The organism is Curtobacterium sp. ME-Dv--P-122a (assembly GCF_030209645.1).
Classification (GTDB): domain Bacteria; phylum Actinomycetota; class Actinomycetes; order Actinomycetales; family Microbacteriaceae; genus Curtobacterium; species Curtobacterium flaccumfaciens.
Window position 1 is genome coordinate 188609 of record NZ_JARVRO010000013.1, and the last position, 20280, is coordinate 208888.

The window sequence follows — 20280 nt, forward strand, 5'->3', positions numbered from 1 at the left end:
CGACACGGTAGACCCATCAGCGTGCGGCGGTCAGGGCCTTCGTGATCCGCTGCAACGAGACGGTCTCGGCGGTCCCGAGTTCCTGCGCGAACAGGCTGAGCCGGAACTCCTCGAGCATCCACCGAGCGTGCACGAGCTCCGGGTGCGCTCCGACCGCGGGCGGGAAGGTGCCGCCGGCATCGGTGTAGCGGTCGGTCGCCACGGTGACCTCGCGCATCCAGGTTGCGTCTCGCCCGGGGTTCTGCAGCAGCTTCTGCACGCGGGCCTCGATGCCCTGCAGGTACACGCGGATGCGGCGCAGCCGGTCGAGCCCCGCGACGGCGACGAACCCGGGGAACACCAGGCGCTCCATCTGCTGCCGCATGTCGCTGAGGGCGGCGAGCAGCGACATCGAGTTCGCCTGCTTGAGTGCCCGTTCGGCGGAGCGCTGCGCCGCCAGGACGGCCGCGACCTCGGACACGGCGGTGAACATCGTGTCGACGACGGTGGCCGAAACGGCATCGCGGACCGACTCGAACTCTGCCTTCGTGAAGACGAGGCCGTCCGGGTGGGTCCGACGGATGCCGGCGTCGACCACGGCGGCCAGGACGTCGTCGAACAGCGCGGCGGTCGACGGGTAGGGGCTGGCCGCGAGGGCGAGCTTCTCCTGCGCAGTCAGGTGCGACTGGATGTACGAAACGGGCGACGGCACCGCGTGCATCACCAGACGGCGGACCCCGGCGGGCATCCGGACGACCCGGTCCGACGGAGTGGCGAGCAGCTGCACGCCGACGGTCGCCTTCGGACCCGTGCCTTCCTCGACCAGGGACGGGTACGCGCGGATGACGCCGCCGGCCTGCTTGGTGTCGAGGGCCTGCGGCAGGTCCTGGTCGGGCCAGGCGGTGAGTCCGGACTGTTCCAGCGGACGACCGGCACCGGCGGATGCGACGCGAGCCGCGCCTCCTGTCCGTCCTGCGCCCTTCGCCGTGGCGGAGGCGACGCTCTGCTGGGTCCGGTCCTTGAGCTTGGTCTGCAGGGCCGACAGGTCCTTGCCGGTCTCGACCCGGCGACCACGCTCGTCGACCACGGCCCACGTCGGCAGCAGGTGCGCGGGGACGCGGGACAGGTCGAAGTCGGACTCGGAGACCGGGACGTAGGTCATGCGCTGGATCGCCTTGGCGAGGGTGGCGCGGAACGACTCCGTCGGCTCGGTCGGGGCGTCGTCGGGCAGCTCGGCGACGATCTTCTCGGCCCAGTCGGCTGCGGGCACGACGTTCTTGCGGATCTGCTTCGGCAGCGACTTGATGAGCGCGGTGACGAGTTCCTTGCGGAGGCCGCGCACCTGCCAGTCGAAGCCCTCTTCACGCATCCGGGGCAGGAGCGCGAGGGGGACCTGCACGCTGACGCCGTCGTCCTGTGCGCCGGGCTCGAAGCGGTACTGGATGGCGAGACGCTGGTCGCCGCTCCGCCACTGGGTCGGGTACTCGACGTCGTCCTCGGCGGCCTCGGCCGCTGATTCGTCCAGCAGGTCCGACCGGCGCATCGTGAGCAGCTCCGGCTGCTCACGCCGGGTGGTGCGCCACCACCCCTCGAAGTCGCGCGTCGTGGCGACGTCGGCCGGGATGCGGGCGTCGTAGAACTCGTAGACGTTCTCGTCGTCGAGCAGGATGTCCCGGCGGCGGGTGCGCTCCTCGAGCTGCTCGAGTTCCTTGCGGAGCTTCCGGTTGGCGCGGTCGAAGGCCTGCTGCGATTCCCACTCACCCTCGACCAGGGCGTGCCGGATGAAGAGCTCGCGGGAGTGTTCCGGGTCGATCCGCGAGTACTGCACGCGGCGGCGCTGCACGATCGGGACGCCGAACAGGGTCACCCGCTCGTAGGCGACGACCGCCCCCTGCTTCTTCTCCCAGTGCGGTTCGCCGTAGGTGCGCTTGAGCAGGTCACCGGCGAGCGGCTCCACCCAGGCGGGGTCGATCCGGCCGACCGTCCGGGCGAACAACCGGCTCGTCTCGACGAGCTCGGCGGCCATCACGGCGTCCGGCTGCTTCTTCGCGAGCACGCTGCCCGGGAACACCACGAACCGGGTGTTCCGCGAGCCCAGGTAGTCGCGCTTCTCGCGGTCGCGCAGCCCGATCTGGCTGAGGAGTCCGGAGAGCAGCGCGCGGTGCACGGCGTCGCCGTCGTCGGAGCGGGCTTGCCCGACTCGGACGTCGACCTGCTTCGCGGCACGGGAGAGCTGCCGGTACAGGTCCTGCCACTCGCGGATGCGCAGGTAGTTCAGGAACTCGGCCTTGCACAGCCGGCGGAACGCGCTCGACGACAGCTCCTCTTGCTGGTCCTCGATGTGGTTCCAGAGGTTCAGCAGGGTCAGGAAGTCGCTCGTCGGGTCGGCGAACCGGGCGTGCAGCTGATCGGCGTGCGCGCGCTTCTCGAGGGGGCGCTCGCGGGGGTCCTGGATGCTCAGGGCGCTGACGATGGCGATGACCTCGCGCCCGACGCCCTGTCGCCCGGCCTCGAGCACCATGCGACCGAGCCGGGGGTCGATCGGCAGCCGGGTCAGCTGTCGCCCGGACTTCGTGATGCGGCCGTCCTTGTCGACGGCCCGGAGCTCGCGGAGCAGGTCGAGGCCGTCCTTCACGCCGCGGCTGTCCGGCGGCTGCAGGAACGGGAACGACTCGATGTCCCCGAAGCCGAGCGAGATCATCTGCAGGATCACCGCGGCGAGGTTCGTGCGGAGGATCTCGGGGTCGGTGTACTCGGGGCGCCGGCCGAAGTCGTCTTCGGAGTAGAGCCGGATCGCGATGCCGGCACTCGTGCGGCCCGCTCGACCGGAGCGCTGACTGGCGCTGGCCTGGGAGATCGCCTCGATCGGCAGGCGCTGCACCTTGGCACGCGGCGAGTACCGCGAGATGCGTGCCGTCCCCGTGTCGATCACGTACTTGATGCCGGGCACGGTCAGTGAGGTCTCGGCGACGTTCGTGGCGAGGACGACACGACGGCGGATGCCCGGTGTGTGCCGGCGCTCGAAGACCCGGTGCTGGTCGGCGGCGGACAGGCGGCCGTACAACGGCAGGACCTCGGTGCCCGGGTAGCGCTTGCCCTCGATCGCGTCCTGCGCGTCGCGGATCTCGTTCTCGCCGGACAGGAACACGAGCACGTCGCCCGGGTCCTCCTGCGCCAGCTCGTCGAGGGCGTCGGTGATGCCCTGCAGGGTGTCGCGGTCGTCGGCTGCGTTGCCGCTGTCGCCGGTGCGGGAGTCCGACTCGTCGTCGGCGTCGTCGTCCTGGTCTTCGGCGACGAGGGGGCGGTACCGGATCTCGACCGGGTAGGTGCGGCCGGACACCTCGATGATGGGGGCGTCGTCGAAGTGCTTCGAGAACGACTCCGGGTCGATCGTCGCACTCGTGATGATGAGCTTCAGGTCGGGGCGACGGGGGAGCAGCCGCTTCAGGTAGCCGAGCAGGAAGTCGATCGTCAGGGACCGCTCGTGCGCCTCGTCGATGATGATCGTGTCGTACCGCTTCAGGTCGCGGTCGAAGTGGATCTCGTTCAGCAGGATGCCGTCGGTCATCAGCTTCACGCGGGTTTCGGAGCTGACCTTGTCGGTGAACCGGACCTGGTAGCCGACGAGCCCGCCGAGCTCCCCGCCGCCCAGTTCTTCCGCCACACGCTCGGCGATGGTCCGGGCCGCGATCCGGCGGGGCTGGGTGTGCCCGATGTGCTCACGACCGAGCTCGAGGCAGATCTTCGGCAGCTGCGTCGTCTTGCCCGAGCCGGTGGCCCCGGCGACGATGACCACCTGGTTGTCACGGATGGCAGCCGCGATGTCGTCCCGCCGCTGCGAGACCGGCAGTTCGGGCGGGTACGTGATGGCGGGCAGCGGAGAAGACATGAGCATTCCAGGATACAGGCGCGCCGGGCAGGAGGGGCGTCAGGCGATCTGCCGGGCCAGGGCGTCCGCCGACCGGGACGGCAGTTCGCACACCCGGTCGTGGCAGACGTACGCGGCAGGGTCGAGCACGTCGCGTCCCTCGAACAACGAGAACCCCGCCTCGGCCCAGTCGCGTGCCTGTTCCGGCGTCGTGGCGGCGACGACCGTTCCGGGGCGCCGAGCGCGGTGTGCGACGGCCCGCATCGGGTCGTCGGTGTCGCTCGTGACGACGACGATCTCCCGTGACGGCCGTTGCAGGGCGAGGGCGACACCGAGGGCATCCGCGTGACCGAGGGGTCGCTCGGTCCCCGTGCGGGCGCGGTCGGCGACGAGTCGTGCCGCGGCGCCCCGCAGTGCCTCGTCGCCCGTCAGCGCCCCGAGTGTCGCGGCGGCCGAGGCCAGCGCCACGGTGCCGGACCGCATCGCGGTCTGTGGCTGTTCCCCCGTGGCCGTCCCCGCCGAGGCCAGCACCGGGTCGACGTCGAAGCGCTCGGCCAGGCCGTCGTCGACGAGCGAGCGTGCGACGGTCGCGTAGGAGACCTCGCCCGTCACCAGGGCCAGTTCGAGCAGCCCTTCGGCGAGCAGGCCGACGTCCTCGACGGTGGCCGGTGCAGAGGAGACTCCGCGCGGTGTGCTGGACCGCACCGTCACGTGGCCGTCCTGCACATGGGCGGCGAGGACCGCGTCGGCCGCGCCCCGCGCGAGCGCGACGAGTTCCGGGTCGCCGTGCCGTGCGCCGGCGATCGCGAGCCCCCGGATCGCCAGGCCGTTCCAGCCCGTGAGCACCTGGTCGTCCAGTGGCGGCGGGTCGAGCTGGGCGCGCTCGGCGACCGGTCGGCGGTACCACTCGCCCTCGACCCGACGGCCGTCGATGGTCGACTCGCTGTCCTGCGCGGCGACGAACGCCCCGTCGGCACGGCGCAGGGTGTCGCGGAGGAAGTCGGCGATGCCGCGGGCCTGTTCGGCACCCGCGACTGCGAGCAGCCCCGCGTTGTCGTAGAGCATCCGTTCGTAGTGCGGCACGCTCCAGTCACGTTTGGTCGCGTACCGGAAGACGCCGCCGTCGGCGTCGGTCAGCTCGGACGCGCGGATCGCGTGCAACGACCGGTCGAGCAGCCCGTCGGCCTCGGCGTCGCCGTCGGCCGCCGCGTCGGCGAGGAACTCGAGCAGCGGTGTGCTCGGGAACTTCGGCGCGCCGCCGAAACCACCGTAGGTGGTGTCCTCTGCCTGGGACAGCTGGTCCGTGACGGCCCGGATGGCGTCGACGGACGGGAGGCCCGGGTCGGCTCCGGCGCCACCCTCGCCCGAGCGGGCGGTCGCGTCCGCCACGGCACCCTGCCGGATCGCCGTCGCGATGGCCGAGGCGTTCGCGTCGACCTCGTGCCGACGCTCGGTCCAGGCGTCGAGCACCGCGGCCAGGATCTGCCGGAACGCCGGGACCTGCCCGACGGGAGTGGGCGGGAAGTACGTCCCCGCGAAGAAGACGTGGCCGTCGGGCGTCAGGAACGTCGTCAGCGGCCAGCCGAGCTGTTGCGTGAACGCACTCGCCGAGGCCATCAGGCTCGCGTCGACGTCCGGCCGTTCTTCGCGGTCGACCTTCACCGACACGAAGTCCCGCCGCAGCAACTCGCCGATCTCCGGGTCGTCGAAGCTCTCGCGCGCCATGACGTGGCACCAGTGGCACGTGGCGTACCCGACGGACACCAGCACCGGGACCCCGCGCTCGCGCGCTTCGGCGAACGCCTCGGGACCCCACTCGCGCCAGTCGACAGGGTTGTCGGCGTGCAGACGCAGGTAGGGGCTGACCGTGGTACCGAGGCGGTTGTCGTTCATGGCTCCAGCGTGCCCGCCCCCGACTGGGCGGACCACCGCCCGGGGACAACTGTGGACGGAAGGCCCGCTCTGCACAGGCCGTGCGGGGAGATCAGCGCTCGAGCCACCCCGTGATCGACGCGAGCCGTGCGGCCACCTGGGCGGGGCTCTGGCCCTCGGTGTCCACCCGGGTGACCGTGTCCGCGGTGGCCGAGTCGAGCCTCCCGGCCGTCCGCGTGCTGTGCGCGAGCTGCGCCTGCGGGACCGCACCGCCCGCTCGTCGTGCGAGCCGGTCGGCGGTCGTGTCGTCGGATGCGCGGAGCAGGACGACGTGCACCAACGGATCGTCGCCATCGCCGCAGCGAGGCGCTCGTGCTCGAGCACGGACACGGTGTTCGTGTATACGAGCCGGCGGTGACCGATCGCCCGGTAGCCGGCCCAGATCGTGGCTGGGTTCCGCTCGGCCATGCGCGCCTCGGGGTGTTCGACGTGCGGTGCAGGGTGCGCGAGGTCGAGCAGGTCGCCCTCGATCACCGCGTGCCGGACGTCCGCCGCGACGAGCAGGTCGTGCAGCGCCTCAGCTGCCGTGGACTTGCCCACGCCGGAACGTCCGCCGATGAACAGGACCTCCGACCGGGACACCGTGTCAGCCCAGGTTGAGGGAGAGGAGTGCGAGTGCGGCGTCCTCGGGACCGTAGTCGAACATGTGCTCCCAGAACGGGTCGTCGGCCCACGGGACGTCGCCGTCGGCGGGCGTCGCGTGGGCGGTCTCGACCAGCCAGTCGAGTTCGGGGGCGACGGCGGTCGCGAACTCCGGTGGTTCCCACCCGAGGGCGCGTGCCGCCGTGGTGTCGAGGACGAACGGCGGTCGTGACGACCATGGCGTGCCACCCACGAACGCGGGCGCGTCCTCGTCGAGCAGGACCTCGTCGAACCGGTGGTCCAGGTGTCCGCCGATCGTCCGCACGATCTCGAGCGCGGTCGGGGCCGAGGCATCGGCGACGTTGAGGATCCGGCGGTCCGGCGCGTCCGCGACGAGCCGGACGAGCGACCCGATGCCGCTCGCCGCCGTCGTGTGGTCCACACCGCGGCCGTGGTCGGCGAGCAGGATGCGGTCCCGGCCGTCGAGCACGCGGCGGACGACGAACCACTCCCGCGGGCGGCCGATGCCGACGCCGTACACCTTCGACGGGCGGAGCACCGTGACCGGGGCACCGTGGTCGAGCAGGACCTGCTCGGCCGCCACCTTCGCGGCGCCGTAGCCGTCACGACTCGTGGGGTCCCCGTCGCCGGCGGTGACGGTCGGCTGGATCTCGGTGACCGCGCCGCCGAACACCGGTTTGTCGAGCGAGTTCGCGTGCCGCCCCTGCTCGTCGGCGTACACCGACCTGGACGAGACGAAGACCGTCGAGCCGACGTCGTCGAGGAACGGCAGGAGCTGCTGGGCGTCGTCGCGGGTCAGGCCGACGGTGTCGACGAGCAGGTCGGCTCCGGGGCGGAGCAGGTCACGCAGGACGGATCGGTCGCGGCGGTCGCCGGGCGTGAACGTGGCTCCGGAAGCGGTCAGCGCGTCCGCTGCGGGGCCGCCTCGGCGTGCGAGGACGTCCACCTGCCAGTCGTCGCCGCCGCGGCCCGAGGCGTCGAGGAGCTCTCGTGCGACGGCCGAGCCGATACCGCCGGTGCCGCCGAGGATGACCGCGCGTCTGGTGCTCATGGTGCAACGGTAGTGCGGTGTGTCCGTCGGTCCTCGGCTGTCGGTGCTCGGCCGTCGGCCGGGCGCCGCCGTCGTTCCGCGATCGGTTCCGTCAGGAGGCGAGCTGCTCGTGCCGCCACCAGTCGGCCAGCGAACCGTCGTAGACCTTCACTCGGTCGTGCCCGAGCACCGTCAGGGCGAGGGCGTCGACGCACGCGGCGCTGCCCACCCCGCAGTACGTGACGATCTCGTCGGCACCGATCACCGCGGCGAAGGCACGCTCGAGCTCGGCGCCGCGCAGGTACGCGTTCGTCTCGGGGTCCACCAGGGTGTCCGCCGTGATCGGGGTGCTGCCCGGCACGATCGGCGGGTGGTCGTCACCGAGGGCGGCCCAGGGCGCGGCGAACACCAGGGACGCCGGCTCTTCGCCGGAGACCGCACGGGTGACGCGGTCGTGGTCGGCCCAGAGCGCACGTTCTTCCCCGGCCAGGAACGCACCGGCATCGGGGTCGGACGGCGTCGCGGGCGTGCGGAGTGCGCCCACGCGGACGGGGCGGCCCTCGTCGCGCCACTTCGTGAAGCCACCGTCGAGCACCGCGACCGAGTCGAAGCCGAACGAACGGAAGATCCACCACAGGCGTGCCGACCACTCGCCGACGCTGTCGTCGTAGACCACCACGGTCGAGGTGTTCGTCACGCCGAGCTGTGCCGCGGCGACCTCGAAGCGCTCGGCGCCGGGGCGGGTGAACGGGACGTCTGCGTCGGCGGCGGAGAAGTCGTCGATCAGGTCGGCGAAGCGGGCGCCGGGCACGTGACCGCGCTGCTCGTGGGCGTCCCGTCCGGGGAGCCAGGTGGTGTCGAACCCGGCCCCGACGGTGTGCACCGAGGCGTCGAGCACGACGAGCTCGTCAGCACCGAGGTGGTCTGCGAGCCACTGCGTCGACACGAGTGGTGAGGTCAGGACGGGGGCCATGTCGCACACCATAATCCGCACCCCTGACGTGGGCCAGGGACGTGGACACACGGCGCAACCGGGGGTAGGGGTAGGTGCATGCGTGGGCAGTGATCGACGATGCACCAGTCGTTCGACGAGTGGTATGTCGGAATATGCGCAGGCGCCGAGTGCGTGCGCATCGATCGACGATGCACGCGTCGTTCGACAGGTGGATCGTCGTGGAACGGGTGTCGCCGCCCCCGCCGCGCCCCGCCGCCGCCCCCACGCACGACGGCCCGCCCCGGCAGAACCGGAACGGGCCGAAGACGCGCAGCAGCGCGAGCGTCAGTGCGCCGCGGCGGGGATGCTCCCGGTCGTGGCGGACCCGGCACGTGCGAACCGCTCGACCCGCACCGACTGCCGGTTGATGAGCAGTCCGCCGGCCAGGGCGACGAGCACGAGCACGCCGGCCGAGATGCCGAACGCCACGTGGTACCCGTCGAGCGTGGCCTGGGCCTGCTGCAGCTTGGTCGGCGCGGCGGTCAGCCCGGACAGGCTGTTCGACACGACGTCCGCGAAGATCGTCGACAGCAGCGCCGTACCGATCGAGCCACCGATCTGCTGCATGGTGTTGACCGTCGCCGAGGCCACACCGGCGTCGGCCCGGGCGACCCCGGTCGTCGCGGTGTTCATCGCGGACGAGAAGATCGTGCCCATGCCGAGGCCGATCACGATCAGCGCCGGCAGGACGGTGCCCGCGTAGGAGCTGTCCAGGTCGGTGCGGAGCAGCAGCAGGAGCCCGGTCGCGGCGACCAGGCCACCGGCGAAGATGAGCACCTTCGGCCCGACGCGCGGCAGCAGGCGGCCACCGATCTGCGTCGCCGAGATCATGATCGACAGCGGCATCGGCAGGAACGCGAGACCGGTCTGCAGCGAGCTGAACCCGAGGGTCTGCTCCAGGTAGTAGGTCAGGAACAGGAAGATGCCGAACATGCCGATCGCGACGAGGCCGATCGCGATGAACGAGCCGCCGCGGTCACGGTCGAGCACGACGCGCAGGGGCAGCAGCGGGTGGGCGACGCGGGTCTCGATGAACACGAACGCGGCGATCAGCACGACACCGCCGGCGAGCATGGCGATCGTGACGGGTGAGTCCCAGCCGTTCGTCTCGGCGTTCGAGAACCCGTAGACGACGCCGACCAGCCCGAGCGTGATGGTGATGACGCCGAGCACGTCGATGCGCGGACGCTCGACCTTCGGCGGCTTCTCCATGAAGACGAGTGCGCCGATCACGCCGAGCACGGCGAAGACGACGTTGACGTAGAGGCACCAGCGCCACGAGGCGTACTCGGTCAGCACGCCGCCGAGCAGCAGGCCGATGGCCGCACCCGAGCCGGCGATGGACCCGAAGATGCCGAACGCGCGACCGCGTTCCTTGGGGTCGCGGAACGTGGTGGTCAGCATGCCGAGCGCGGACGGGGCGAGCAGCGCGCCGAAGACACCCTGCAGTGCGCGGGCCGCGACGAGCAGGCCGAACGAGTCGGCGAGGCCGCCGAGCACCGAGGCGACGGCGAAGCCGACGAGCCCGATGATGAAGGTGTTCTTGCGGCCGAACAGGTCGCCGAGACGACCGCCGAGCAGCAGCAGCGAGCCGAACGCCAGCGAGTACGCGGTGACGATCCACTGTCGCTGGTCGGTACCGAAGTCCAGGTCGGCCTGGGCCGAGGGCAGGGCGATGTTCACGATGGTCGCGTCGAGCACGACCATCAGCTGTGCGAGGGCGATGACCGCCAGGGCGATCCAGCGGTGGTTGCTCTTGGCGGGGGTGGTGCCCGGAGTCGTGGGTGCTGTCCCGGTGGGGGTCGGCACGGTGTGTTCTGCCGTCACGGCAGCCTCCTTCGAGAAGGTTGGAGGGTGGGGTGGAGGTGCGCGCCGTCGGGCACTCCCGAGATGTGGTGGTGACGAAACCGGATGCGAGGCATCCGTTTGTGGCCAGTGTAGACCGAAACGGAAGGAGGGCATCCACTTGTTCCCAGAAAGTGCAACTACGGTCGGATCGTGAGCACCACCGAGTCCGCGTCCGACCTCGAGCGACCGCTGCGCGCCGACGCAGCGCGCAACCGCGAGCTGATCCTGCAGACGGCACGCAAGTGCTTCGCGGAGCGCGGGCTCTCCGTCACGTTGAACGACATCGCGCACGAGGCCGGTGTCGGGGTCGGCACCGTCTACCGACGGTTCGCCGACAAGGACTCCCTGATCGAGGCGCTGCTCGCCACGAAGTTCGAGGCCATGAACGACGCCGCAGCGCGCGCCGCGGACGTGTCCGACCCGCGCGAGGCGCTCCGGGTGTACCTGATGGGCGTCTTCGCGTTCCGTGCACGCGACCGTGCCCTCGCCGACGCCATCGTCCGTGCCGGCAAGGCCCGTCCGTCCATCGTGCAGGAGCGCGACCGGCTCGAACGGCAGGTCGCCGCGATCATCGGCCGTGCCGAGACCGCCGGCGTCGTCCGCCCCGGCTTCGACTACCGGGACCTGCCGATGCTCACCGCGATGGTCGGTTCGGTCGCCGACGCCACCCGCGAGCACGACCCGGACGCCTGGCGCCGCTACGCGGAACTCCTGATCCAGGGCGTCCTGCCGGGCACGGACGACACCGCGCCGATGCTCGGCGACCCGCTGGACCGCGAGTCGATCGAGCGCGCGCTGCACGCGCAGTCCTGACCACGGAAGCAGGGGAGGCCCGTGGCGGCGCCGCCACGGGCCTCCAGTCCGGCTGTGGTCGCCACCAGAGCGCCCAGCGCGACGAGCGCGACCGGACCGGCCGGACCTGCCAGGCCGGCTACAGCCAGCTGGGGATCCAGTAGTGCGACCGGACGAAGTCCCACGGCACCTGCATCGCCGTCCACATCGGGTACCAGTAGACCGAGGCGAGCACGACGACGCCCAGGTACACGCCGACCCACAGGATCGCCCGTGACCGGCGTGACCGTTCGTCGCTCCGCCTGCCGAGCACCAACCCGATCGCGGCGGCCAGCGCCATCACCATGTAGGGCTCGAAGGCGATCGTGTAGAACTGGAACACCGTCCGGTCGACGTACATCAGCCAGGGCAGGTACCCCGCCGCGACGCCGAGCAGGACGAGGCCGTACTCCCACTTCCGGCGCAGGACCCAGAGCACGAGCAGCGCCACCGTCGCGATGACCGAGGCGTACCAGATGAACGGGTTCGCGATGCCGGTGATCGCCTCGCCGCAGCGGTTCGCCCAGCAGCCGTCCTGCCCGGCGTCCGTGCCGACGTAGAACATCGACGTGGGGCGCTGCATCACGAGCCAGAGCAGCGGGTTCGCCTGGTACGAGTGCGGGGTGTGCAGCCCGATGTTGAAGGCGTAGATCTCCGACTGGTAGTGCCACCAGTTCTGCAGGCTGTCCGGCACCCAGGCGAGCAGCCCGGTCCAGCGTTCGCCGCCCGAGGACAGCCAGTTGCGGTCCCATCCGTCCTTCGAGACGAACCAGCCGGTCCACGACGCCACGTAGGTCACCGCGGCGATCGGCACGGTCAGCAGGAACGACACCGGTGCCTGCTGCAGCAGCGCGCTCGACGACCAGAACTCGACCCCGGCGCGGCGGCGCATCATCATGTCGCTCAGCACGGAGTACACGGCGAAGAACGCCAGGAAGTACATCCCCGACCACTTCGTCGCCGCCGCCAACCCGAGGGCCAGGCCCATCGCGAACAGCCACGGCCGCCACCAGAACACCGGCCCCCACAGGGTGGTCCGGCCCGCGGCGGCGCGGGCGGCGACCCACTCGTCGAGCCGCCGTTGGCTCTGCCGGCGGTCGAGCAGCAGCGCCCCGAACCCGAGGACGACGAAGAAGGTCAGGATGCCGTCGAGGAGCGTCACCCGCGACATCACGATCGCCTGCCCGTCGATCGCGAGCAGGAAGCCGGCGAGCGTGCCGATCATCGTCGAACGGAACAGCGACCGGGCGATCACCGCGGTGAGGAACACCGTCGCGATGCCGAGCACGGCCACCGTGAAACGCCAGCCGAACGAGTTGTCCGCCCCGAACAGCAGCATCCCGAGGCCGATGAGGTACTTGCCGAGCGGGGGGTGCGCGATGAACTCCGCGGCACTCGTGAAGACGTCCGTCTCACCGCGGACGAACCGGTCGTCGGTCGTCGGGGCGCCGTCCCCGCTCGGGTTCGCGGGCCAGGTGCCCTCGTACCCGAGGTGCACGATCGACCAGCCGTCCTTGACGTAGTACGTCTCGTCGAACACGAGCGAGTGCGGGTTGCCGAGGTTCACCAGCCGCAGCACGGCGGCGAGGAGCGTCACCGCGAGCGGACCCGTCCACCGCCACACGGCGACGCGCTGCGACGTGGAGAGCACCCGCCCCCACCAGTCGTCCAGGCGCGAGCCGACCGGCCCGTCGGGCACGGCCGTGCGGTCGTCGGTCAGCTCGCTGGTCATCGCTGAGCATCCTACGGATCGACCACATGTCCCCGCTGCGACGGGGCTGCTCGCGCCGACGCAGCCGCCCCGCGACCGCCCCGGGGCCGCGCCGGCGTCGCGGTGCGGGGACAATGGGTGCGTGATCGTCCTCGCAGCAACGCCCATCGGCAACCTCGGGGACGCCTCGCGCCGTCTCGTCGAGACCCTCTCCAACGCCACGGTCGTCGCGGCGGAGGACACCAGGACCGCCATCCACCTGATGCGCGCCCTCGGCATCGAGAACCGTCCGCGGCTCATCGCCCTGCACGAGCACAACGAACGGGCGAAGGCGTCCGAGGTCGTCGAGCTCGCCCGCGACGAGGACGTCGTGGTCCTGACCGACGCCGGCATGCCCGCGATCAGCGACCCCGGCTTCCCCCTCGTCGAGGCCGCCGCGGCCGCCGGGGTCACCGTCACCGCCCTGCCCGGGCCGTCGGCCGTGCTCATGGCGCTCGCCGTTTCCGGGCTGCCCACCGACCGCTTCACGTTCGAGGGGTTCCCGACCCGCAAGGCCGGCGAGCGCCGCCGGGTGTTCCAGTCGCTGGCGGGGGAGCAGCGGACGATGGTGTTCTTCGAGTCGCCGCACCGGCTGGCCGAGACCCTGGCGGACATGGCCGTCGGGTTCGGGGGCGACCGACGCGCCGCGGTCTGCCGTGAACTCACGAAGCTGTACGAAGAGGTCCGCCGTGGGCCGCTGGACGAACTCGTCGCGTGGGCGTCCGAGGGCGTCCGGGGCGAGATCTGCATCGTCGTCGCCGGCGCCGCGGAGGCCACCGAAGAAGCCACGCTCGACGACGGCGTGCGCCTGGTGCTCGAGCGGGTGGCCGCCGGCATGCGCATGAAGGAGGCCGCCGCGGCGGTCGCGGACGCGACCGGGCTGTCGAAGCGGGACCTCTACGAAGGGGCGCTCGCGGCGCGCTGAGCGGGGCTCGTCACGTTCGCGTCCGCCGGTCTGGAGGCGCGGGGCGGGCCCGTCACGGGCCTCCCGGACCCGGTTCTCCACAGTCCACCGCCGCACGCGTCATCAGGGTTCGGTGCGCCCGTAGGATGGTCCGCATGTCCGCCGGGTCCTCGTTCAGCATCACCACGCCGATCTTCTACGTGAACGACGTGCCCCACATCGGGCACGCCTACACCGAGGTCGCCGCGGACTTCCTCGCGCGCTGGCACCGGCAGCGCGGTGACGACACCTGGCTGCTCACCGGCACCGACGAGCACGGGCAGAAGATCCTGCGCACCGCCTCGGCGAACGACGTCTCGCCCAAGGAATGGGCCGACCGGCTGGTCAACGACGCCTGGAAGCCACTGCTCGACACGGTCGACGTCGCGAACGACGACTTCATCCGCACCACCGACGAACGGCACGAGCGCGGCGTGACGGCGTTCCTGCAGAAGCTGTACGACGACGGTTTCATCTACGCCGGCGAGTTCGAGGGCTTCTACTGCGTGGGCTGCGAGGAGTACAAGCAGCCGAGCGACCTGGTCGCCGGTACGGGTGCGTACGAGGGCCAGCAGGTCTGCGCGATCCACTCGATCCCGGTCGAGGTGCTGGCCGAGCGCAACTACTTCTTCCGGATGTCCGACTTCGAGCAGCGCCTGCTCGACCTGTACGAGTCGAACCCGCTGTTCATCCAGCCCGAGAGCGTCCGCAACGAGATCATCTCGTTCGTCAAGCAGGGGCTCCGCGACCTGTCGATCTCGCGTTCCAGCTTCGACTGGGGCATCAAGATCCCCTGGGACAGCGACCACGTGCTGTACGTGTGGTTCGACGCCCTGCTCAACTACGTCACGGCGCTCGGCTACGGCACCGACGACGACGAGGCCTTCAAGCGCCTCTGGCCGAGCGTCCACATCGTCGGCAAGGACATCGCCCGCTTCCACGCCGTCATCTGGCCGGCGATGCTCATGGCCGCCGGGCTGCCGGTGCCGGAGCGCGTCTTCGGCCACGGCTGGCTGCTCGTCGGCGGCGAGAAGATGTCCAAGTCGAAGCTGACCGGCATCGCGCCGTCGGAGATCACCGACACGTTCGGGTCCGACGCCTTCCGCTACTACTTCCTGCGTGCCATCACCTTCGGGCAGGACGGCAACTTCAGCTGGGAAGACATCTCGGCGCGCTACCAGGCCGAGCTCGCGAACGGCTACGGCAACCTGGCGTCCCGCCTGGTCGCCATGCTGCAGAAGTACTGCGACGGCGAGGTCCCGGAGCGCGGTGCGCTGACCGAGTCCGACCAGGCGATCGACGCCCTGGCCGTGTCGGTCACCGAGCGTGCCGACGCCGCCATCGCGGCCTTCGCCCCGCACGAGGCCATCGCCAGCGTCTGGGAGCTCGTCGACGCCCTGAACGGGTACATCACCGAGCAGGCGCCGTGGGCCCTGGCGAAGGACGACGCCAACCGCGAGCGCCTCGGCACGGTCCTGACCACCGCGCTCCGCGGCCTCGGCACCGTCACCGTCCTGCTGTCCCCGGTCATGCCGAAGGCGACCGAGAAGCTCTGGGCCTCGATCGGCGCCGGCGGGTCCGTCGCCGAGCAGCGGGTCGACCGCGCGTACGAGTGGCAGGGTGCGTCGCACGTGGTGCCGCTCGAGAGCGGGCTGTTCCCCCGGATCGAGCAGGTCTCCGCGTGACCGACGCCGAGCCGCACGTCCGGTCCCGCGGCGACGGGGCGTCCGGTGGCTCGAAGCGCGACCTGACGTACCCGCCGCTGCCGCAGGCGCTCGTCGTACCGGTGTACGACAACCACACCCACATGGAGATCGCCGACGGCGTCGGCGACGGGGGTGACGGTCCGCTCGAGTACCGCGAGCACCTCGACCGTGCCTCGAGCGTCGGCGTGCGCGGTGTCGTGCAGGTCGGCACCGACCTCGCCACCTCGGAGTGGTCCGCGTCGATCGCGGCTCGGGAGCCCCGGGTCCTCGCGGCCGTCGCGCTGCACCCGAACGAAGCGCCCGTGCTGCAGGAGCAGGGGCTGCTCGACGAGCACCTCGCTGGCATCGAGCGTCTTGCTGGGCTGCCGCGGGTCCGGGCGATCGGTGAGACCGGTCTCGACTTCTTCCGCACCGGCGAGGACGGCCGCGACGCCCAGGTCCGTTCGTTCGAGGAGCACATCCGCATCGCGAAGGAGCACGACCTCGCGCTGACGATCCACGACCGCGACGCGCACGACGCCGTGGTCGAGGTCCTCGACCGCGTGGGTGCCCCGGAGCGCACCGTCTTCCACTGCTTCTCCGGCGGTCCGGACCTCGCCCGGCTCTGCGCCGAGCGCGGCTGGTACATGTCGTTCGCCGGCACCGTGACGTTCAAGAACGCCGCACTGCTGCGTGAAGCCCTGGTCGTCGCCCCGCGGCACCTGATCATGATCGAGACCGACGCACCGTTCCTGACGCCCACCCCGTTCCGTGGCCGCCCGAACGCGCCGTACCTCATCCCGCTCACCCTGCGGTCGATGGCGGAGACGCTCGGCACGGACGCCTCGATGCTCGCGGCCCAGATCGCCTCGAACACCGAGCTCGTCTACGGCGCGTGGGACGCCGAGCCCGTGACGGTGGACGAGTAGTCGTGGGCGCCCTGCTCGGCCCGGCGGAGATCCGGGAGCTCGCGGCCGAACTCGACGTCACCCCGACGAAGAAGCTCGGGCAGAACTTCGTGCACGACGCCAACACCGTGCGGCGCATCGTGACCGTCGCCGGTGTGACCCCGACGGCACAGGTGCTCGAGATCGGCCCGGGGCTCGGGTCGTTGACGCTCGGGCTCACCGAGACCGGCGCCCCCGTCACCGCGGTCGAGATCGACAAGCGCCTGGCCACCAAGCTGCCGTCGACGGTGTCGTCGATGCAGCCGGACGCCAGGCTGACCGTCGTGCAGCAGGACGCCATGACCGTCGCCGCCTCGGACCTCGACGTCGAGCCGACGCACCTCGTCGCGAACCTGCCGTACAACATCTCCGTGCCCGTGCTGCTGCACCTGCTCGCGACCTTCCCGTCGATCGAGCGGTCGCTCGTCATGGTGCAGGCCGAGGTCGGGTACCGGCTCGCTGCCGGTCCGGGCAGCAAGGTCTACGGGTCGCCGAGCGTCAAGGCCGCCTGGTACGGGTCGTGGAGCACCGCCGGGCTGGTGAGCCGGCAGGTCTTCTGGCCGGTGCCGAACGTCGACAGTGTCCTGGTGGCGTTCGACCGGCACGAGCCCCCGGGTGACGAGCTCCTGCGGTCGCGGGTGTTCACGCTGGTGGACGCGGCGTTCCAGCAGCGGCGCAAGATGCTGCGGCAGAGCCTGTCCGGGGTGCTCGGCGGCAGTGCGCACGCGTCCGAGGTCCTGACGGCGGCGGGCATCGACCCGACCGCCCGCGGTGAGGCGATCGGTGTGGACGACTTCGTGCGGCTCGGGCGGACGGTCTTGGCGGCTGCGGAGTAGTCCGTTCCCCGCCCGGTGTCCGTGGTCCGCGTGACGCCCGCGCCCCGCGCCCCACGTGCCGCGTGCCCGCGATGGTGCGAGGTTCCGTGTTCCGTGCGAGCCGAAGTGCCTCGCACCGAACACGGAACCTCGCACCATTCGAGGCGCCCGGGTCAGTGCTCGCGGGACGCCATCATCTCGAGGACCTGCTGGTGGTTGCCGTTCCGCTCGGCGAAGCGCAGCGGGTGCACGTTCTGCACCAGGATCTCCGGGGCAGCGCCGGACTCGATGAGCGCCATGACCTCGTCGGCGAAGGCGTCGAGCGGCATCCCACCGAAGTCCGCGCCGCCCATCAGGTCGGTCATGACGGCCGGCGGGGCGAGCTCCAGCACCTCGAGCGACGACCCGACGAGCTGCTGACGGAGGGCCTGCGTGTAGGCGTGCACGCCGGCCTTCGTCGCGCTGTACGTCGGCGACGCGGTGAGCGGGACGAACGCGAGACCGGAGGTGACGGTCATCAGGGTGGCCGAGGGCTGGGCGAGCAGGTGCGGCAGGAACGCGTCGATGAGGCGGATCGTGCCGACCAGGTTCGTCTGGACGAGCTCGAGGGTGTCGTGGATGTGCTCGGGGTCGCGGAGGTCCTCGTCGCGCATGATCCCGGACATGGTGATCAGGGCATCGAGCGACGGGTACGCCTCGAGCACCGAGGTGGCGGCGGCGTCGATGGACGCCGCGTCGGCGACGTCGATCTGCACGGTGCCGAAGCCGTGCTCTGCGGCGAGGGAATCGAGGAGCGACTGGCGTCGGCCGCCGATGACGACGGTGCTGCCGGCGGCCTGCAGGCGCTGAGCGAGCGCGAGACCGATGCCCGAGGTCGCGCCGGGGATGAAGACGGTGGAGTTCGTGATGTCCATGAGCACCACGATGCTCCGTGGACAGGGTCGCAACCAGAGCGCGGTCATCGGGGGATCGGCGATCCCTGGCACCCGGGCCGGAAGCGGACGATGATCGACCCATGGACCGTGCCGCGCTCGCCGACTTCCTCCGCCGTCGCCGCGAGCTGCTGCGCCCCGAGGACGTCGGTCTCGGGCAGGGCCCACGACGGCGGACCCCGGGGCTCCGCCGGGAAGAGGTCGCTGCCCTCGCCGGCATGTCCGTCGACTACTACACGCGACTCGAGCAGCAGCGCGGACCGCAGCCGTCCGAGCAGATGATCGCCGCGATCGCCCGGGCCCTGCGCTGCAGCCTCGACGAGCGCGACCACCTGTTCCACCTGGCCGGGCAGAACGCGCCGACCCGGATGCACCGCGCCGACCACGTCGACCCGGCGATCCTGCGGGTGCTCGACCGGCTCGAGGACACCCCGGCGATCGTCGTCAGCCACCTGGGCGAGACCCTGGTCGAGAACCGGCTCGCAGCGGCGCTCCTCAGCAGCTCGGTCGGCCTGCCGGGCAACCGCCGGTACCAGGCGTGGCGGTGGTTCGTGACGGGTGAGGAGCTCACGAAGTACGCACCCGAGCAGCACGAGCGGCTGGGGCGGGTGGTGGTCGCGTCGCTCCGGGCGGCCGTCGGGCTCGCGGGCCCGGGCGACCGTCGGGCGACGGAACTCATCGCCGAGTTGCAGACGCGCAGTGCGGAGTTCCGCGACCTCTGGGCCAAGCACGAGGTGGCCACGCGCTGGTCGGACAACAAGACCATCGTGCAGCCGGAGCTCGGCCGCATCACTGTCGACTGCCAGGTGCTGCACACCGACGACCAGGCGCAGGCACTGCTGCTCTTCACCGCACCTCCAGGATCAGAGGACGCGCAGAAGCTCGAGCTCCTCGGCGTCGTCGGACAGCAGACCTTCGCCGGCTGACGACCTCGCACGGTGCGAGGTCGACCACCGTCGGTACCGAACGGTGCGAGGTTCCGTACGCCGTGCGGCGGCGAGCAGGTCGCACCGAGTACGGAACCTCGCACCGAGCGACCAGGACCCGCCCGCCCCCCGAGAAGCAACGCCACGTCACACACTTGGCCGCGTGCGGTATACCGTGCCTAGGGTGGGGGCGTGAGCACTCCGCGCGTGTACGTCATCCACGAGAACCCCGAGTGGTTCCCCCCGCTCGCCGCCGCCTTCGAGGCCGAGGGCGTCCCGGTCGAGGAGATCCTGCTGACCGAGGGGCAGATCGACCTCGCGGCCGAGCCGGCCCCCGGCGTCTACTGGAGCCGCATGTCCGCCAGCTCCCACACCCGCGGCCACGAGCACAGCAAGGAGTACACCCGGGCGATCCTCGGCTGGCTCGAGCGTGCCAGCCGCCAGGTCGTCGGCGGCAGCCACGTGCTCGAGCTCGAGGTGTCGAAGGTCGCCCAGCACGGTCTCCTGCAGCAGGCCGGCTTCGACGTGCCGCGCACGACCGCAGTGTTCGGCACGACGACCCTTAAGGACGCCGCCCGCACCTTCACCGACGGGCAGGACGTCCCCTTCATCACGAAGCACAACCAGGGCGGCAAGGGCCTGGGCGTCCGGCGGTTCGACTCGCTCGCCGAGTTCGACGCCTACGTCGACAGCCCCGAGTTCGAGGCCCCGGTCGACGGCATCACGCTGCTGCAGGAGTACCTGACGGCGCGCGAGCCCTTCATCACCCGCGTCGAGTTCGTCGGTGGCGAGTTCGTCTACGCGGTCCGCGTCGACACCAGCGCCGGCAGCTTCGAGCTCTGCCCCGCCGACGCGTGCGAGGTGCCGCAGGTCATCGCGGGTGCCGTCTGCGACGTCCCCGGCACCGAGACCCTCGGTGCGCCCCCGGCGTTCGCCGTCCGGACCGAGATCACCGCCGAGCACCCGCTGGTCCAGCAGCTCCGCACGTTCCTCGCCGACCAGCGCATCACCATCGCGGGCGTCGAGTTCATGGAGACGACGGACGGCCGCACCGTCGTCTACGACATCAACACGAACACGAACTACAACCCCGCGGTCGAGGAGTCCGCGCCGGCCTCCGGCCCGCGCTCCATCGCGAAGTACCTCGGTGGCCTGCTGGCAGCGGAGTACGCGGCGCAGCTCACGGCCTGAGAACGC

At 71.2% G+C, this 20280-nt stretch carries 15 protein-coding genes; 7 read left to right on the forward strand and 8 right to left on the reverse strand.

Annotated features, from left to right (window positions below; genetic code table 11):
• Positions 1-16: 16 nt before the first annotated feature.
• From hrpA to QRN49_RS14280, 6 genes are all read right to left on the reverse strand, one after another.
• On the reverse strand, positions 17-3868 hold the full coding sequence (gene hrpA / locus QRN49_RS14255; protein ID WP_284756470.1) for an ATP-dependent RNA helicase HrpA: 3852 nt from the start codon (positions 3866-3868) through the stop codon (positions 17-19).
• 39 nt (positions 3869-3907) lie between these two features.
• On the reverse strand, positions 3908-5740 hold the full coding sequence (locus tag QRN49_RS14260) for a thioredoxin domain-containing protein (protein WP_284756471.1): 1833 nt from the start codon (positions 5738-5740) through the stop codon (positions 3908-3910).
• A 91-nt stretch (positions 5741-5831) separates the two neighbouring features.
• Positions 5832-6056, reverse strand: coding sequence for a hypothetical protein (locus QRN49_RS14265; RefSeq protein ID WP_284756472.1), 225 nt, complete (start codon positions 6054-6056; stop codon positions 5832-5834).
• Between the two features lie 309 nt (positions 6057-6365).
• Positions 6366-7433, reverse strand: coding sequence for an NAD-dependent epimerase/dehydratase family protein (locus tag QRN49_RS14270; protein WP_284756473.1), 1068 nt, complete (start codon positions 7431-7433; stop codon positions 6366-6368).
• A gap of 91 nt (positions 7434-7524) precedes the next feature.
• Entirely contained in the window at positions 7525-8385 is an 861-nt protein-coding gene (locus QRN49_RS14275) for a sulfurtransferase (RefSeq protein WP_164941195.1), read from the reverse strand.
• A 306-nt stretch (positions 8386-8691) separates the two neighbouring features.
• Positions 8692-10233 carry an MFS transporter gene (locus tag QRN49_RS14280; protein WP_284756474.1) on the reverse strand — a complete coding sequence of 514 codons (1542 nt, stop codon included), beginning with the start codon at positions 10231-10233 and terminating at the stop codon, positions 8692-8694.
• Between the two features lie 171 nt (positions 10234-10404).
• Between QRN49_RS14280 and QRN49_RS14285 the strand changes: the two genes are divergently transcribed.
• The gene (locus QRN49_RS14285; RefSeq protein ID WP_194624026.1) at positions 10405-11067 is read left to right on the forward strand and encodes a TetR/AcrR family transcriptional regulator; all 663 of its coding nucleotides are present in this window, start codon (positions 10405-10407) and stop codon (positions 11065-11067) included.
• 118 nt (positions 11068-11185) lie between these two features.
• Here QRN49_RS14285 and QRN49_RS14290 read toward each other — a convergent pair whose 3' ends face one another.
• Entirely contained in the window at positions 11186-12817 is a 1632-nt protein-coding gene (locus tag QRN49_RS14290; RefSeq protein ID WP_284756475.1) for a dolichyl-phosphate-mannose--protein mannosyltransferase, read from the reverse strand.
• A 121-nt stretch (positions 12818-12938) separates the two neighbouring features.
• On the opposite strand from QRN49_RS14290, the gene rsmI reads away from it, so the two are divergent.
• The 4 genes from rsmI (at position 12939) to rsmA (ending at position 17246) form a co-directional block, all read left to right on the forward strand.
• Complete coding sequence (rsmI, locus tag QRN49_RS14295; protein ID WP_111030770.1) at positions 12939-13760, forward strand: 16S rRNA (cytidine(1402)-2'-O)-methyltransferase; 822 nt, start codon at positions 12939-12941, stop codon at positions 13758-13760.
• 134 nt (positions 13761-13894) lie between these two features.
• Positions 13895-15463, forward strand: coding sequence for a methionine--tRNA ligase (gene metG, locus QRN49_RS14300; RefSeq protein ID WP_111055069.1), 1569 nt, complete (start codon positions 13895-13897; stop codon positions 15461-15463).
• The gene (locus QRN49_RS14305) at positions 15460-16392 is read left to right on the forward strand and encodes a TatD family hydrolase (protein ID WP_284756476.1); all 933 of its coding nucleotides are present in this window, start codon (positions 15460-15462) and stop codon (positions 16390-16392) included. The genes metG and QRN49_RS14305 overlap by 4 nt, the downstream gene beginning before the upstream one ends.
• Before the next feature lie 2 nt (positions 16393-16394).
• Positions 16395-17246 carry a 16S rRNA (adenine(1518)-N(6)/adenine(1519)-N(6))-dimethyltransferase RsmA gene (gene rsmA / locus QRN49_RS14310; protein WP_284756477.1) on the forward strand — a complete coding sequence of 284 codons (852 nt, stop codon included), beginning with the start codon at positions 16395-16397 and terminating at the stop codon, positions 17244-17246.
• Positions 17247-17398: 152 nt separating this feature from the next.
• Here rsmA and QRN49_RS14315 read toward each other — a convergent pair whose 3' ends face one another.
• The gene (locus QRN49_RS14315) at positions 17399-18139 is read right to left on the reverse strand and encodes an SDR family oxidoreductase (RefSeq protein ID WP_284756478.1); all 741 of its coding nucleotides are present in this window, start codon (positions 18137-18139) and stop codon (positions 17399-17401) included.
• A 101-nt stretch (positions 18140-18240) separates the two neighbouring features.
• Between QRN49_RS14315 and QRN49_RS14320 the strand changes: the two genes are divergently transcribed.
• Positions 18241-19083, forward strand: a complete 843-nt coding sequence (locus tag QRN49_RS14320; RefSeq protein WP_284756479.1) for a helix-turn-helix transcriptional regulator — start codon at positions 18241-18243, stop codon at positions 19081-19083.
• Between the two features lie 192 nt (positions 19084-19275).
• Complete coding sequence (locus QRN49_RS14325) at positions 19276-20274, forward strand: ATP-grasp domain-containing protein (protein WP_284756480.1); 999 nt, start codon at positions 19276-19278, stop codon at positions 20272-20274.
• Positions 20275-20280 lie beyond the last annotated feature (6 nt).

Bases quoted from the DNA above. Each gene is read 5' to 3' on its own strand.
- hrpA (WP_284756470.1), bottom strand. From the start codon at position 3,868: ATGTCTTCTCCGCTGCCCGCCATCACGTACCCGCCCGAACTGCCGGTC.
- QRN49_RS14260 (WP_284756471.1), bottom strand. From the start codon at position 5,740: ATGAACGACAACCGCCTCGGTACCACGGTCAGCCCCTACCTGCGTCTG.
- QRN49_RS14270 (WP_284756473.1), bottom strand. From the start codon at position 7,433: ATGAGCACCAGACGCGCGGTCATCCTCGGCGGCACCGGCGGTATCGGC.
- QRN49_RS14275 (WP_164941195.1), bottom strand. From the start codon at position 8,385: ATGGCCCCCGTCCTGACCTCACCACTCGTGTCGACGCAGTGGCTCGCA.
- QRN49_RS14290 (WP_284756475.1), bottom strand. From the start codon at position 12,817: ATGACCAGCGAGCTGACCGACGACCGCACGGCCGTGCCCGACGGGCCG.
- metG (WP_111055069.1), top strand. From the start codon at position 13,895: ATGTCCGCCGGGTCCTCGTTCAGCATCACCACGCCGATCTTCTACGTG.
- QRN49_RS14315 (WP_284756478.1), bottom strand. From the start codon at position 18,139: ATGGACATCACGAACTCCACCGTCTTCATCCCCGGCGCGACCTCGGGC.
- QRN49_RS14320 (WP_284756479.1), top strand. From the start codon at position 18,241: ATGGACCGTGCCGCGCTCGCCGACTTCCTCCGCCGTCGCCGCGAGCTG.